Origin of the sequence: Aliiroseovarius marinus (assembly GCF_050881025.1) — a bacterium.
Taxonomy (GTDB): domain Bacteria; phylum Pseudomonadota; class Alphaproteobacteria; order Rhodobacterales; family Rhodobacteraceae; genus Aliiroseovarius; species Aliiroseovarius marinus_A.
On record NZ_JBNNXQ010000003.1, the window covers coordinates 432,373 to 446,282 of the forward strand.

The following is a 13,910-nucleotide window of genomic DNA, read 5'->3' on the forward strand; positions in this document are numbered from 1 at the left end:
TATGACTGCTGTAACTTATCCGACGCTGATCTATCTCGGCAACTTCGCCTCGACCGACAGTTACGAAGGCGACTACACGTCCGAACACGCTGGCAACCTTGTGGGTGTGTCGCGCGCCCATGATGAAATGCAGCTCGTCACGGTGAAAAGCGATGACAGCGATCACGACGGCGTCATGGAAGATGATGAGTGCAATCCCTATGGGGATCACATCCATTATAATCTGGGTGGCGGCGAAGTAAGCCAGAAGACCGATGGGTCGATGCAGGCCAAGCTGAACGTGACGCTTGCTGACGGATCGGTGATCGAGGTCGAAGCGGTCATGATGCAGATGCAGAATGGCGACCTGTTTGTGTCGGATCTGTTTAACAACGGCACGCTGGACAACCTGCAGATCTCCAACATCGAGATTGCCGGGATCACCGGATCGACCTACTCTGGCTGGTACACCAATCAAAGCGTGACCGGGACCTCCCTTGTGGCGCCCGACCCGCAGCTTGACGGCATCGTCGAGGGCACCTCAGGTGATGATCTCATCGACGTGAACTATACCGGCGACCCGGATGGCGATTGCGTCGACGCGGGCGATGCGATCCTGCCCGGTGAAGCGCCGAATGACGACATTATTCTGGCCGGCGACGGAAATGACACCGTTTATGCTGGCGAGGGAAATGATGACGTTTACGGCCAGGGCGGCGATGACAGTCTCTATGGCGAGGCTGGCGATGACCTGATCTACGGTGACGGCCCGGGCACCAGCTATGAGCGTGAGAGCTTTGAATGGGACAAGGCGCCCGGCTACGGCAGTGGCAACAACGCTTCGAACTTCTCGCAAGACACCGGCAATGTAAACGTTGCCTTCTCGATCGCCGCCGCGACCAGCGATATCGACACTGAATTTGCCACCAACTCGCAAAACGTGTCGGATATCGTTGATGATGGCGCTTCGGTCGATGGGCGGTCTTCGCTTACGTCTATTGCTGACTACTCCAATGGTGAAGCGACCTATGCGCTTGATTTCTCTGACGAAGTTAAGAATGTCTCGTTCCGGGTGAACGACATTGACGGCGACGGGCTGGTGACCATCAAGGCCTATGATGCCGATGGCAATGCCATGACCGTGAACCTGTCGGGCGGCTCGAAACTGACCATGCTGGACACCGATGGTGTGGCTGGCGCTGACACCGCAGACAGTCAGGGTGGCTACGATTCAGACACCAGCGCAGAATATTCGATGCTGGTCGACGTACCGGGTCCCGTTGCGAAGATCGAAATCATTCACGCCCAAAACGGCAGCAATGACAGCGGCATCAATGTGACCGATGTCTACTATGATGCGCCGGTTCAGGGAAGCTCGGCCGTTGCTGGTGATGACTATATCGAAGGCGGCGCCGGCGATGATGTCATCTATGGTGACAATGGAAACAGCACGGGCACTGGTGAAGATGCGTCGCAAGTCACGCTGAACTTCAACAATATCGAACCGGGTTCTGAAACCTCGAACAGCGTTGTTTACAATAATGTTGCGGTTCTGGCAGATGGCACTTTGGTGTCGGCACGTCTGGTGCTGACAGATAAGAGCGACTCGAATCTGGCTGTCGATTTCACCGGCAACGCGGATTATCCGATCATCCTGAACGGCGACAACAATGCAGGTTCGGATGGCGACAGCGCCACCTTTGAACTTGAATTCTTTGACCCGTCGACCGGTCAACCTGTCAGCATCAATTCTTCGCTCATCTTTGGGGATGTCGATGGCCGTGACATGGGCGAAAGTGTCGAGGTTGATCTGAACGAGATCACCGGATACGGCACCACAAGCGGCACCAATATGGTCGTGGACAATGACGGCAACACCGTCACCGCGACAGGTACCGATCCCACCGACACCAACCCCTATGATCCCGATGACCGCTTTGCGATCACGTTTGAAGGCCAGGACAGCCTGACCTTCACCCTGACCTCGGGCGCAACCAACTCGGGCTTCAACTTCCCGTCCAGCAATATCGGCGATTTCGATATCACCGATACTGGCACTGGCGGCAGCGAGGGTGGCAATGACACCATCCTTGGTGGTGAAGGTGATGACGAGATCTATGGCGAAGGCGGTGACGATACCATCACCGGTGGCGCCGGTCTGGACACCATGTCCGGTGGCGATGACCGCGATACCTTCCTTGGAGCCAATGCCGGTGACTTCGTCGATGGCGGCGAAGGCGGCGACGACTATGACACGCTGGACCTGTCTGGCTCGGGCCCGCTGCGCGTAGACTATGACGCGGGCAACCCGGAAAACGGCACCGTGACCTTCCTGGACAACAATGGTGACCCGACCGGCACGATGGATTTCGTGAACATCGAGAATGTCATCCTGCCGCCGAACTCCGGCCCGACTGCTGGCGACGATACCGCTGAAGTGGACGAGGATGGCAGCGTTGATATCGATGTGCTGAGCAACGACACCGACCCGGATGGCGACCCGCTGACCGTAACCGGTGCGACGGCTGACAATGGCACCGTGACCATCAACCCCGATGGCACGATCACCTATGAGCCCGATCCCGATTTCAACGGCACCGACACGATCACCTACACGGTTGATGACGGCAATGGCGGCACCGACACGGGTGAAGTCACTGTCACGGTGAACCCGGTGAATGACGGTCCGGTTGCCGGTGACGACACTGCTGAAGTGGACGAAGACGGTTCGGTCGATATTCCGGTTCTCGACAACGACACCGATGTGGATGGCGACCCGCTGACCGTGACCGGTGCGACGGCTGACAATGGCACCGTGACCATCAACCCCGATGGCACGATCACCTATGAACCCGATCCCGATTTCAACGGCACCGACACGATCACCTACACGGTTGATGACGGCAATGGCGGCACCGACACGGGTGAGGTCACTGTCACGGTGAACCCGGTGAATGACGGTCCTGATGCGGTGAATGACGAGGTCACCACCGACGAAGACACGCCGATCACCATCGACGCGCTGGCCAATGATACTGACCCGGATGGCGATGCGCTGACCATCACCGGCGCCTCTGTGCCGTCTGATGTTGGCACGGTTGAAATCGTGGGCAACGAGCTGGTCTTCACGCCGGCCGAGAACTTCAATGGCCCGGCGACCATCAGCTACTCGATCACCGACGGCAATGGTGGCACTGACACCGCAACCGTCACCGTGAACGTGACCCCGGTCAATGACGACCCGGTCGCCAATGACGATGTGGCTGGCACGGAAGAGGACACCCCGGTAACCATCGACCTTCTGGGCAATGACACCGATGTGGACGGCGATACGCTGACCATCGCGTCGGTTTCGGTTCCGGCCGATCAGGGCAGCGTCGTGGACAATGGCGACGGCACTGTGACCTTCACACCTGCACCGAACTTCAACGGCACTGCGACCATCAGCTATACCGTCGAAGACGGGCAGGGTGGCTCGGACAGCGCCGAGGCGACCGTATCGGTCAGCTCGGTCGTGGATGATCCCAACGCGGTCGATGATGTGGCCGAAACCGACGAGGACACCCCGGTGACCATCGACGTTCTGGCCAATGATGTGGACCCGGAAGGTCAGGCACTGACCATCACCGGCGCCTCGGTTCCGGCCGATCAGGGCACCGTGGAAATTGTTGGCAACCAGCTGGTCTTCACACCGGCCGAGAACTTCAACGGCGATGTGACCATCACCTACTCGATCGAGGACACCGAAGGTGGCACCGACACCGCCGAGGTGGCTGTGACCGTGAACCCGGTCAACGACGATCCGGTGGCTGTGGATGACATCGAAACCACCGACGAGGACACCCCGGTTGTCATCGACCTTCTGGGCAATGACACCGATGTGGACGGCGACGACCTGTCGATCGGTTCGGTCTCGGTCGACCCGGCGCTTGGCACGGTTGTGGACAATGGCGACGGCACCGTGACCTTCACGCCCGCACCGAACTACAACGGTCCGGTGACCATCGACTACACCGTGGTTGACGGCAACGGCGGTTCGGATGACGGCCAGGCCGTCGTCTCGGTCGGCGCGGTGAATGACGGCCCGGTGGCGAATGACGACGTGGCAGACACGCCGTTTGAAACGCCGGTCACCATCGACGTTCTGGCCAATGACACAGACGAGGAAGACGATCCTCTTGAAGTGATCTCGGCCACTTCGCCCGATGGCACCGTGGACATCAACCCCGATGGCACCATCACCTTCACGCCCAACGAAGATTTCGAAGGGCCGGCCACGATCACCTATACGGTGTCGGATGGCAATGGTGGCACCGATGTGGGTGAAGTCACTGTTACCGTTGGTGAAAACCCGCTGGACGGCATCGTTCAGGGCACGACTGGCGACGATCTGATCGACGTCAACTATACCGGTGACCCCCATGGCGACATGGTCGACAACAATGATGAAATCCTGCCGGGCGAAGGCCCCAACGATGACATCATCCTGGCCTTTGACGGCGACGACACCGTCTATGCCGGTGAAGGCGATGACGAGATCGACGGCGGCGCGGGCGACGACACCATCTATGGTGAAGACGGCAATGACGAGATTGTCGATGCCTCTGGCTCGGACACCGTTGATGGCGGTGCAGGCGACGACGTGATTGACGTGGCCGGTGGCGACAGCCCCGACACCATCGCTGAGTTGCTGGCTCTGAGTGATCCGAACGATCTGGCCGACCTCGACTACTCGCCGTACTCGGAAGTGATCCCGGTTGACGCCAACCCAACCGACGATATCGATACCGTGATCGGCGGCACCGGCAATGATACAATCATCACCGGCGACGATGCGGACTATATCGAAGGTGGCGAGGGCAACGACACCATCTATGCCGGTATCGACGACGATACTGTCTATGGTGGTGCAGGCGACGATTATATCGAGGACGTTCAAGGCGCAGACACTGTCTACGGCGGTGACGGAAACGATACAATCATCGTAGGTTTCGACACGATCTCGGATTACGATGACAATCCGGCCTTGCCGAATGCCAGCTACCCGTTTGCAAGCGACCAGAACACCACGGATGGCATCGACTTTGTTGACGGTGGCGCGGGTGATGACATCATCCAAACCGGCGATGATGCAGACACCATTCTGGGTGGCACTGGCAACGATACCATTGATGCGGGTATTGATGATGACACCATCGACGGTGGTGACGGCGACGACTTCATTGTCGCGGGCCACGGCTCGGATACGGTTGACGGTGGTGCAGGTCACGACACGATCTATGGTGGCTCCAACGGTGTGTACCCCGATGTCATCGACGCGTTTGATACGCATCCAGAGAATGGCATCGACACCATCCACGGTGGTGACGGCAACGACATCATCTATGGTGAAGATGACGACGACATCCTGCATGGCGACGCGGGCGACGATTATATCGACGGCGGCATCGACGAAGACACCATCTTCGGCGGCACCGGCAACGATACGATCCTTGGCGGTCAGGGCGATGACCTGATCGACGGTGGAGACGGCGCGGACACCATGTCCGGTGGCGATGATCGCGACACCTTCGTCAATGTAGGTGCAGGCGACGTCGTGGACGGCAACGAAGGCGGCAACGACTACGATACGCTGGACCTGACCGGTTCTGCGCCGACCAATGGCTCGCTGCAGGTGACCTATTCGGGTTCCAACCCCGAAAACGGCACTGTCGAGTTCTTCGACGAGAATGGCGCGTCGACCGGCACGATGGAGTTCTTCAATATCGAGAACGTCATCCCCTGCTTCACGCCGGGCACCCTGATTGCCACCCCGCGTGGTGAGAAACGTGTCGAAGACCTGCGCGTCGGCGATCGTGTGATCACCCGCGACAACGGCATGCAGGAAATCCGCTGGGTTGGCGCCAAGCCGATGACCTGGCAGGAGCTCGAGCGTGACCAGCACCTGAAACCGGTGCTGATCCAGGCGGGCTCGCTGGGCAATGGTCTGCCGGAACGCGATATGCTCTTGTCCCCGAACCACCGCGTGCTGGTGGCCTCGGACAAGGCGCAGCTGTTCTTCGAAGAGCGTGAAGTTCTGGTCGCAGCCAAGCATCTGGTTGGCAAAGACGGCATTCACCAGGTGGATGCGATGGGCACAACCTATCTGCACTTCATGTTCGACCACCACGAGGTCGTTCTGTCGGATGGCGCTTGGACCGAAAGCTTCCAGCCGGGTGACTACGCGCTGAAAGGCGTGGGTCAGGAAAGCCGCGAAGAGATCTTTGAACTCTTCCCCGAGCTTGAGACCGCATCGGGCATGGAGGGCTACGGCTCGGCCCGCCGCACGCTGAAAAAGCACGAAGCGGAAATGCTTAAAAAGTAACCCGTTCGCTCCGAAACGCTTTAAGACCCGCCCCTTGGTTGCAAGGGGCGGGTTTTCGCGTTTTGCGCGTGCAATCGCGGCAAATTTGAGGCAATTCGCCGATATTTTCCCGTATTGCGAAAGGACAAAGCCTTAAATTTCCCCAGTTTGTTCACAGTTTACGCATCATGATTTTCTAACCTGATCCGGTAAGTCGCCAAAGTGCGGCGGGTAATGAGGTTATGAGCGTTGAGTTTCCGTGAGTTAAATTTTGAAAGTATGGGGCCGGTCTACGCCCCCCCAACCCCCGATCTGGACATTATTGCAGATGTCCAATCCATGCGGCGCGAAGATGTGGCCGTAATCCAATCCGGACTGGCGGCAAATTCTTTGGTCGAAACCATGCGCGGGCCGGTCAATGCGCGCGACTTGCGGGCCGGGGATATGGTGAAAACCCGCGATCATGGGTTCCAGTGTTTGCGCTGGGTTGGCCTGACACGCCGCGCCAAACAAGACGCCATGCCGGTGCGCAGCCCGATTGGAACATTGATGTCAGAACAGCATCTTGTATTGCTGCGCCATCCCAAAGCCCTGCTTTACTTCGGCGTTGAAGAGGTGCTTTGCGCCGCCGGAACGCTGGCCGAAATTGGCCACTACATTCGCGAACCCGAGGCCGTTCCGACCTATGTTCATTTGCTGTTTGATTTTCACGAGTTGATTTCCTGCAATGGCGATTGGGTGGAAAGCCTTCAGCCAGATGTGCCGCGTTTGCGTCTGGGCGCTCCCGACATGGCGGCCGAGATTGCACAGGTCTTGCCGCGGCTTGCCAGCGTTCAGGGCATGGCCTCTTACGTGCAGGAGCGTCCGATCATTGATCAACGCGAGGCCCTGGCCCTTTTCAGCTGAACCGCTTGCGCCAAAGGCGCCAGTCATCTGGCGTGTCCAAATCCAGCGTCGCGTGGTCACCTGGCAGGGGGTAGCTTTGCACCTTTTCATCTGCCAAAAGACCTCGCGCGCCATCATCCCCTGAAAGCTTGCCAAGCTCTTCAAACAGGCGGCGCGGAAACACAACAGGATGTCCCATGCGACCGGTCTCGTCACAGGCGCGCAGGATGTGATCGCCGGGGTAGGCGGCCAGCATATTGCGAATATCCATGTCCGTAATGCCGGGCATATCCGCAGGAACAATGACCACAGCGTCACAGGTATCCGGCAGCGCCGCGACGCCGCGGGCAATGCTGTCAGCCATCCCACTTTGGCGCGGTGTGGTGACAATACTGACCTTGTAGTGATCTGAGAACGCGCGTTTTTCCAGTGCTTCACGCGGCAGAGTGATCCAGACGGGCAGCCCGGTCTTTACACAGGTCTGAAGCCGATCCTCGATCAACACATCACCTGACGGCAGGGATTGCAAAAGCTTGTCCCCGGCCTTGCCCATCCGCGATGACCGACCGGCGGCCAACAGCAGAATATGGGGCATGGCCGGGGCCATTTATCAGCGTTCCGGGATCAACCCGCGCGGGCTGAACCTGAGCACCAGCAAAAGGATAATCCCCATCGAGAAGAGGCGCATATGTGCGGCGGAGTTGATCAGGTGGGTTTTCAAATCCGACCCGTCCTCCATTCCGGCGGTCACCACCGACATCAGCCAATTGCCAATCGGTTCCACCTGAATCCAGAAGAACCAAATGACGAAGGCGCCAAGAACCGACCCGAGGTTGTTGCCCGACCCGCCGACAATCACCATCACCCAAATGAGGAAGGTAAACCGCAGCGGATTATAAGTGCCGGGCGTAAACTGTCCGTCCAGCGTGGTCATCATCGCACCGGCCAAGCCACACAGGGCAGAGCCAAGCACAAAAATCTGCAGGTGCCGCTTGGTCACGTCCTTGCCCATGGCCTGCGCGGCAACCTCGTTGTCGCGAATGGCGCGCATCATACGCCCCCATGGAGACTTCAACGACAGCTGCGCCAGCACAATCAAGACAAGCAACACAGCGGTGAAGAGCAGCGAATAGCTGAGCTTCACCGCAATGGTCGAGGCGGTTGTGACGCTGACACCCATGCTTTCGGCGCGGGCTGCAAACTCGGCGCTTTGCTGCAGGTCGATCTCGTAAGGGACCGGGCGCGGCAGGCCGATCACGTTTTTCACGCCGCGGGCCATCCAGTCTTCGTTTTTGATGATCGCGATGACGATCTCGGAAATGCCCAGCGTGGCGATGGCCAGATAATCTGACCGCAGGCCCAGAGCGGTTTTGCCTACGACCCACGCCGCACCCGCCGCCAACAATCCGCCAACGGGCCAGGCCAGAACGGTCATGTAGCCATGCGCCTTGTAGTTCTCAGGTCCGCCGGGATTAAGCCCGCCCAGATACCCGGTTTGCGCGGGGTTTACAGCCTCGACACCGGCCACGCCTGCGTCAAACACCATGCGGTAGACGACGAAGCCCAAGACCAAGGTGCCCAGCATCGCAAGCGTGCGTTTGCGGCCCGGGTTCATCTGCTTATGCATCAAAACAGCCAGCACAACGGTCGCCGCGCCCAAGAGAAGCCCAGCAATGATGTTGTTCCCGCCAGCCGTCCAGGTCCCCGGCGTGCCGGGCATCGAAATCAGCACGGTTGCCAACCCGCCAAGGGCCACAAAACCCATGATCCCGACGTTGAAAAGCCCGGCGTACCCCCATTGCAGGTTCACCCCAAGGGCCATGATCGCCGACACAAGGGCCATGTTCAGAATGGTCAGCGAGGCGTTCCAACTACCTGCAAAAATCCACCAATCGGTTGACCCTTGCAGGATGAACAGGGCCGCAACGACCCCGAAAAGAAGCGGTGTGCGCATGGAGCGGCTCATACCGATTGCCCCTTGAATAGACCGGTGGGTTTGAACAGCAGCACCACGATCAGGATCACGAAGCTGACGGCGAATTTATAGTCGGTGGACATCAGCTGCACGAGGCTGGAGGGCTCCAGGCTTTCGGGCAGCAGATAGGTGGCCACTTTCTTCCAGGCATAGGTCACGGTGACCTCGGAAAAGGCGATGACGAAACCACCCGCGATGGCACCCAGCGGGTTGCCCAGACCGCCCACGATGGCCGAGGCAAAGATCGGCAAGAGCAGTTGGAAATAGGTGAAAGGCTTGAAGCTTTTATCAAGCCCGTAAAGCGTGCCCGCGATGGTGATCAGGGCCGCCACGATGATCCAAGTGATCATCACCACACGCTCGGGGTTGATGCCCGACAGAAGCGCCAGATCCTCGTTGTCGGAAAAGGCGCGCATGGATTTGCCCGTGCGTGTGCGATTGAGGAACCAGAAAAGCGCAGCCACCACGATCACCGCGGTGATGATGGTGATGCCTTGGCTGGTCTTGAAGGCCAGACCCTCGCGCAGGCCTGTCATCTCTTTGAAATCACGGGCTTTGATGATGAACCGCGCGCCGTCAGAGAAACGCTGCTCGCCCGGTCCGATGATGAAACGCACAACGCCGTTCATGATGAACATCACCCCCATCGAGGCCATCACGAAGACAATCGGTTTGGCCTTCACGCGGCGATAAAAGCGATAGACCGTGCGGTCGGTGATCAACAGCAAAAGCGCCGTCGCCGCGATCCCGAAGGGCAGGGCGATCAGCGCCGTGGGCAGCGGTGCGATGGACAGGCCCATGGACTGGAACCACCATGTGAACAGGATCGTCGCCATGGCACCAAAGGCCATGCTGTCGCCATGGGCGAAGTTCGAGAACCTGAGGATGCCATAGATCAGCGTGACCCCCAGCGCCCCCAGTGCCAGCTGGCTGCCATAAGCCATGGCGGGGATCAGAACGAAGTTTGAAAGCGCCACGATGGCGTTCAGAAAGTCCATCAGAACTCTCCCTTGCAGGTGCCCAGATAGGAAATCACCGCCGGGCCTTCATTGGCATGTGCGGTGAACCGGGCGGTGTCGCCCGATCTGGACAGAAGATATTCCGCGCCGTCGCCGGTCGCGAAGAGTGTGGTCAGCGGCGGCGTGGTCTTGGCCGCAACGATTTGCAGATCCCCGAAATCCGTCACGAGTTTCTCACCCGCCAGATCCACCGACAGTGCAAAACTGGTGGGCTGACAGGCTTCGGCTTCGAAACATTCGGTGTCAAAGCTGCAATCCTGCGCCGCGGCAGGCAAAGCTGAGATGATGAGAAAGGGCAGGAGGGTGCGCATCTTATCCCCCCAGGAACGACTGGCGGACCTCGGGGTCGGCCAGAAGATCCTTGCCGGTTCCGGTATGGGCATTGGCGCCCTGCACCAGAACATAGCCTTTATCCGCAATTTCAAGCGCTTGGCGGGCGTTCTGTTCCACCATCAGGATTGAAATGCCGGTGCGGGCCACCTCGATGATCCGGTCAAACAGCTCGTCCATCACGATGGGGCTGACGCCTGCGGTCGGTTCGTCCAGCATCAAGACGGTCGGCTTGGTCATCAGCGCGCGGCCCACGGCCACCTGCTGACGCTGCCCGCCCGACAATTCGCCCGCCGCCTGATGGCGCTTTTCGGCGAGGATCGGGAACAGCTCGTAGACTTGTTCGATCGTCTCCTGAATGTCGTCGGTGCGAATGAACCCACCCATTTCCAGGTTCTCTTCCACCGACATCGAGGTGAAGATGTTGTGGGTCTGCGGCACAAAGCCCATGCCCTTGCGCACGCGCGCCTGTGGGGACAGTTTGGTGATATCCTCGCCCCCCAGCCGCACCGCGCCTTCGCGCAGGTTCAACATGCCGAACACGGCCTTCATGCCGGTGGATTTGCCCGCGCCATTGGGGCCGACGATCACGGCAATCTCGCCCTTGTCGACGGCGATGGTGCAGTCATGCAGAATGTTTGGCCCTTTACCGTAGCCGCCGGTCATCCTGTCGCCGATGAGGAATGGTTCGCTCATGTCATTGGCATCCATTTTCTGTGTCATAGTTTGTGTGGCGTAGATACGAGATCAGATCGCCGGCCAGCGCCCACAGGTCCGCGTCAGTTTCACCGTCCTTTTGAGACAGCTCGAACAGCACCGCCCGGTCGCACAGGATCGCCGTGCCAAAGGTCCAGGTCGCGCCTTTTTGCTTGCCCAGCCAGGTCTTCGAGGTCAGCTGCGTGACAATCGCGTGACCGCCGGGAATGGGCTGTTGGCCCTGATCATCCAGACGGTGGTTCTTGAACGTGTTGGTCCAGACCCGTTTCTGTACCGTGTGAAGGGCGGTCAGTTTGTCAGATGGGGTGGCAAGGTGATCAAAGTCCGAGGTGTTGTCCACATAGGTCAACACGTTACGCTGATCCTTGGCGCCGTCCCGCAGGACAATCTTTGTCATCTGTCCCATTTGAAGGCCTGTGCCGATTTTGAAGGGCGCGCACAGGCGGATGCCGTCAATGTCCTTGGTACAGCTCTCGGCCGCTGCCATTGCAGGCGCCGACAATCCGGTGAGCGCGGCCAGAAACAGGGCCGGAAACAAGGGGAGGGGCAGGCGCATCACGCCTCTTCCTTTTTGTTTTTCAGGCCCGTGCCCAGATAGGCTTCGATCACCTGCTCGTTGGCCTTGATTTCAGCCAATGTGCCCTCGGCCAGAACCTTGCCCTCGGCCATACAGATGACCGGGTCACAGATTTTTTCGATGAAATCCATGTCGTGCTCGATAACGACGAACGTGTAACCGCGCTCTTCGTTCAGGCGTTTGATGGCATCAGCGATGGTGTAAAGAAGCGTGCGGTTCACGCCTGCGCCGACCTCGTCCAGAAAGACGATGCGCGCGTCGACCATCATGGTGCGGCCCAGCTCCAACAGCTTTTTCTGACCGCCGGAAATCTCGCCCGCGCGCAGATCAGAAATGTGGGAAATGGTCAGAAATTCAAGCACCTCGTCGGCCTTGGCCCGAAGCGCGCGTTCTTCATCCGCGATCCGTTTGCGGCCAAACCAGGTGTTCCAAAGCTGCTCGCCTGATTGCGCGCCGGGCACCATCATCAGGTTTTCGCGGCAGGTCATCGAGCCAAATTCATGAGCGATCTGAAACGTGCGCAGCAGACCTTTGTGAAACAGTTCATGCGGCGGCAGACCGGTGATATCCTCGCCCGCCATGGTCACCCGACCCGAGGTCGGTTTCAGCACGCCTGCGATCACGTTAAACAGCGTGGTCTTGCCCGCGCCGTTGGGGCCAATCAGCCCCGTGATCGAGCGATCCTGAATGGTCAGGCTGGCGCCATCGACGGCGTGAAAGCCGCCAAAATGCTTGTGAACGTCTTCAATGACGATCATGTTCTTCCCCTCTCGCAACTTTAAGTTAGCTGCGTATCATATTGAAACAGCCCGGAAAAATCCGGGCTGCCTCTAGCTTTGACTGCGAAAGATCAGCGGTACTGAACCGTCTGCATCTTGCCGCCTTCGATCTTGATCTCGCGGTAAGAACCGGCTGCTTCGCCGCCATTTACCAGCTCAACCGCGGTGGCGCCGACATAGTCGATATCGCCGCCATCGGCCAGGATCTGAAGGCCTTTGGCCAGTTCGCCCGGATAGATTTTTTCGCCCGGTGCGTTGGCAACCATTTCCACTTTCGAAGCATAGTCACCCGGTTCTGCCGATCCGGCAGCCTGCATGGCCAGCATGATCAGCGCAGCCGCGTCGTAGCTTTCACCGGTATAGGGCGAGGTCACGTCGAACTTGTCACCGACCATTTCAGCGAAGGTGGCTGCACCGGGGCTATCGGTGCCCGGCACCTGGCCGGTTGAGCCGTCGATATCGCTGCCGAAGTTGGCTTCGAGGTTCGACCCGATCATGCCATCGGGGAAGTGGAACGTGTCAAAAGCGCCGGTGTCGATGGCACCGCGCACAATGCCTGCGCCGCCCTGGTCGATGTAACCGGCCACAACCAGCACGTCGCCACCAGCCGATGCCAGCGCGCCAACTTCTGCGGTGTAGTCGGCTTTGCCGTCTTCATGCGCGGTCACGATGGTCACTTCACCACCGGCCGCTTCAAAGGCGGCTTTGAACGCGTCCGCCATGCCCTTGCCGTAGTCGTTGTTGGTATAGGTCACAGCGACCGAGCCAACACCGTTTTCTTTCAGGATCGACGCCATCACGTCAGACTGGCGCGCATCCGAAGGGGCGGTGCGGAAGAACAAGCCGTTGTCTTCTGCATCCGACAGGCCCGGCGAGGTCGCCGAGGGCGAGATCATCACGATGCCGTTGGGCAGGGCCACATTGGCCAGAACCGCGCCGGTCACGCCGGAACAATCCGGGCCCATCAGGCCTTTGACGCCATCCGAGGTGATCAGCTTTTCAGCAGCAGCCGTGGCGGCGGCGCTGTCCACACAGGTCGAATCTGCGCGCACGCTTTCGACGGTCTTGCCACCCAGAAGCAGACCCGAGGCCGAAACTTCTTCCATTGCCAGCTCGGCGCCGCCCGCCATATGCGGGGTCAGGCTTTCGATCGGGCCGGTATAGCCAAGGATCGTGCCAAGCTTGATGGCGTGGCCATCGGCGTGTGCCGCGCCACCGACCAGAGCGGTTGCAGCGGTTGCCATAAGTAGTTTTTTCATTTTCCTCTCCCAATTGGAAATTCTGGCGGTGAGCCTAGGCAAGCGAT

General features: G+C 59.1%; 10 protein-coding genes. 2 read left to right on the plus strand and 8 right to left on the minus strand.

Annotated elements, in window-relative coordinates; all coding sequences use genetic code 11:
- Position 1: 1 nt before the first annotated feature.
- Positions 2-6,343 carry a cadherin-like domain-containing protein gene (locus ACRY08_RS11365; RefSeq protein ID WP_432450038.1) on the plus strand — a complete coding sequence of 2,114 codons (6,342 nt, stop codon included), beginning with the start codon at positions 2-4 and terminating at the stop codon, positions 6,341-6,343.
- Between the two features lie 258 nt (positions 6,344-6,601).
- Positions 6,602-7,228 (plus strand): Hint domain-containing protein, encoded by a 627-nt coding sequence (locus ACRY08_RS11370; protein WP_432450039.1) that lies wholly within the window; start codon positions 6,602-6,604, stop codon positions 7,226-7,228.
- Here the strand turns inward: ACRY08_RS11370 and ACRY08_RS11375 are convergent.
- The 8 genes from ACRY08_RS11375 to ACRY08_RS11410 all read right to left on the minus strand — a co-directional run bounded on the left by ACRY08_RS11375 (position 7,221) and on the right by ACRY08_RS11410 (position 13,863).
- The gene (locus ACRY08_RS11375) at positions 7,221-7,802 is read right to left on the minus strand and encodes a nucleotidyltransferase family protein (RefSeq protein ID WP_432450040.1); all 582 of its coding nucleotides are present in this window, start codon (positions 7,800-7,802) and stop codon (positions 7,221-7,223) included. The two genes, ACRY08_RS11370 and ACRY08_RS11375, sit on opposite strands and share 8 nt — an antisense overlap.
- Before the next feature lie 15 nt (positions 7,803-7,817).
- Positions 7,818-9,173: a branched-chain amino acid ABC transporter permease gene (locus ACRY08_RS11380; RefSeq protein ID WP_432450041.1), complete on the minus strand. Its 1,356-nt coding sequence runs from the start codon at positions 9,171-9,173 to the stop codon at positions 7,818-7,820.
- Complete coding sequence (locus ACRY08_RS11385) at positions 9,170-10,180, minus strand: branched-chain amino acid ABC transporter permease (RefSeq protein ID WP_432450042.1); 1,011 nt, start codon at positions 10,178-10,180, stop codon at positions 9,170-9,172. Before ACRY08_RS11385 ends, ACRY08_RS11380 begins: the two co-directional genes overlap by 4 nt.
- The gene (locus tag ACRY08_RS11390; RefSeq protein ID WP_432450043.1) at positions 10,180-10,512 is read right to left on the minus strand and encodes a hypothetical protein; all 333 of its coding nucleotides are present in this window, start codon (positions 10,510-10,512) and stop codon (positions 10,180-10,182) included. The genes ACRY08_RS11385 and ACRY08_RS11390 overlap by 1 nt, the downstream gene beginning before the upstream one ends.
- Before the next feature lies 1 nt (position 10,513).
- Complete coding sequence (locus ACRY08_RS11395; RefSeq protein WP_432450044.1) at positions 10,514-11,227, minus strand: ABC transporter ATP-binding protein; 714 nt, start codon at positions 11,225-11,227, stop codon at positions 10,514-10,516.
- A 1-nt stretch (position 11,228) separates the two neighbouring features.
- Positions 11,229-11,804 (minus strand): hypothetical protein, encoded by a 576-nt coding sequence (locus ACRY08_RS11400; protein WP_432450045.1) that lies wholly within the window; start codon positions 11,802-11,804, stop codon positions 11,229-11,231.
- Entirely contained in the window at positions 11,804-12,583 is a 780-nt protein-coding gene (locus tag ACRY08_RS11405) for an ABC transporter ATP-binding protein (RefSeq protein WP_432450046.1), read from the minus strand. Before ACRY08_RS11405 ends, ACRY08_RS11400 begins: the two co-directional genes overlap by 1 nt.
- A gap of 92 nt (positions 12,584-12,675) precedes the next feature.
- The gene (locus ACRY08_RS11410; RefSeq protein ID WP_432450047.1) at positions 12,676-13,863 is read right to left on the minus strand and encodes an ABC transporter substrate-binding protein; all 1,188 of its coding nucleotides are present in this window, start codon (positions 13,861-13,863) and stop codon (positions 12,676-12,678) included.
- Between the last annotated feature and the right edge of the window lie 47 nt (positions 13,864-13,910).

Coding starts and splice junctions, on each gene's coding strand:
- ACRY08_RS11365 (WP_432450038.1), top strand. CDS start 2: ATGACTGCTGTAACTTATCCGACGCTGATCTATCTCGGCAACTTCGCC.
- ACRY08_RS11370 (WP_432450039.1), top strand. CDS start 6,602: ATGGGGCCGGTCTACGCCCCCCCAACCCCCGATCTGGACATTATTGCA.
- ACRY08_RS11375 (WP_432450040.1), bottom strand. CDS start 7,802: ATGCCCCATATTCTGCTGTTGGCCGCCGGTCGGTCATCGCGGATGGGC.
- ACRY08_RS11380 (WP_432450041.1), bottom strand. CDS start 9,173: ATGAGCCGCTCCATGCGCACACCGCTTCTTTTCGGGGTCGTTGCGGCC.
- ACRY08_RS11385 (WP_432450042.1), bottom strand. CDS start 10,180: ATGGACTTTCTGAACGCCATCGTGGCGCTTTCAAACTTCGTTCTGATC.
- ACRY08_RS11390 (WP_432450043.1), bottom strand. CDS start 10,512: ATGCGCACCCTCCTGCCCTTTCTCATCATCTCAGCTTTGCCTGCCGCG.
- ACRY08_RS11395 (WP_432450044.1), bottom strand. CDS start 11,227: ATGAGCGAACCATTCCTCATCGGCGACAGGATGACCGGCGGCTACGGT.
- ACRY08_RS11400 (WP_432450045.1), bottom strand. CDS start 11,804: ATGCGCCTGCCCCTCCCCTTGTTTCCGGCCCTGTTTCTGGCCGCGCTC.
- ACRY08_RS11405 (WP_432450046.1), bottom strand. CDS start 12,583: ATGATCGTCATTGAAGACGTTCACAAGCATTTTGGCGGCTTTCACGCC.
- ACRY08_RS11410 (WP_432450047.1), bottom strand. CDS start 13,863: ATGAAAAAACTACTTATGGCAACCGCTGCAACCGCTCTGGTCGGTGGC.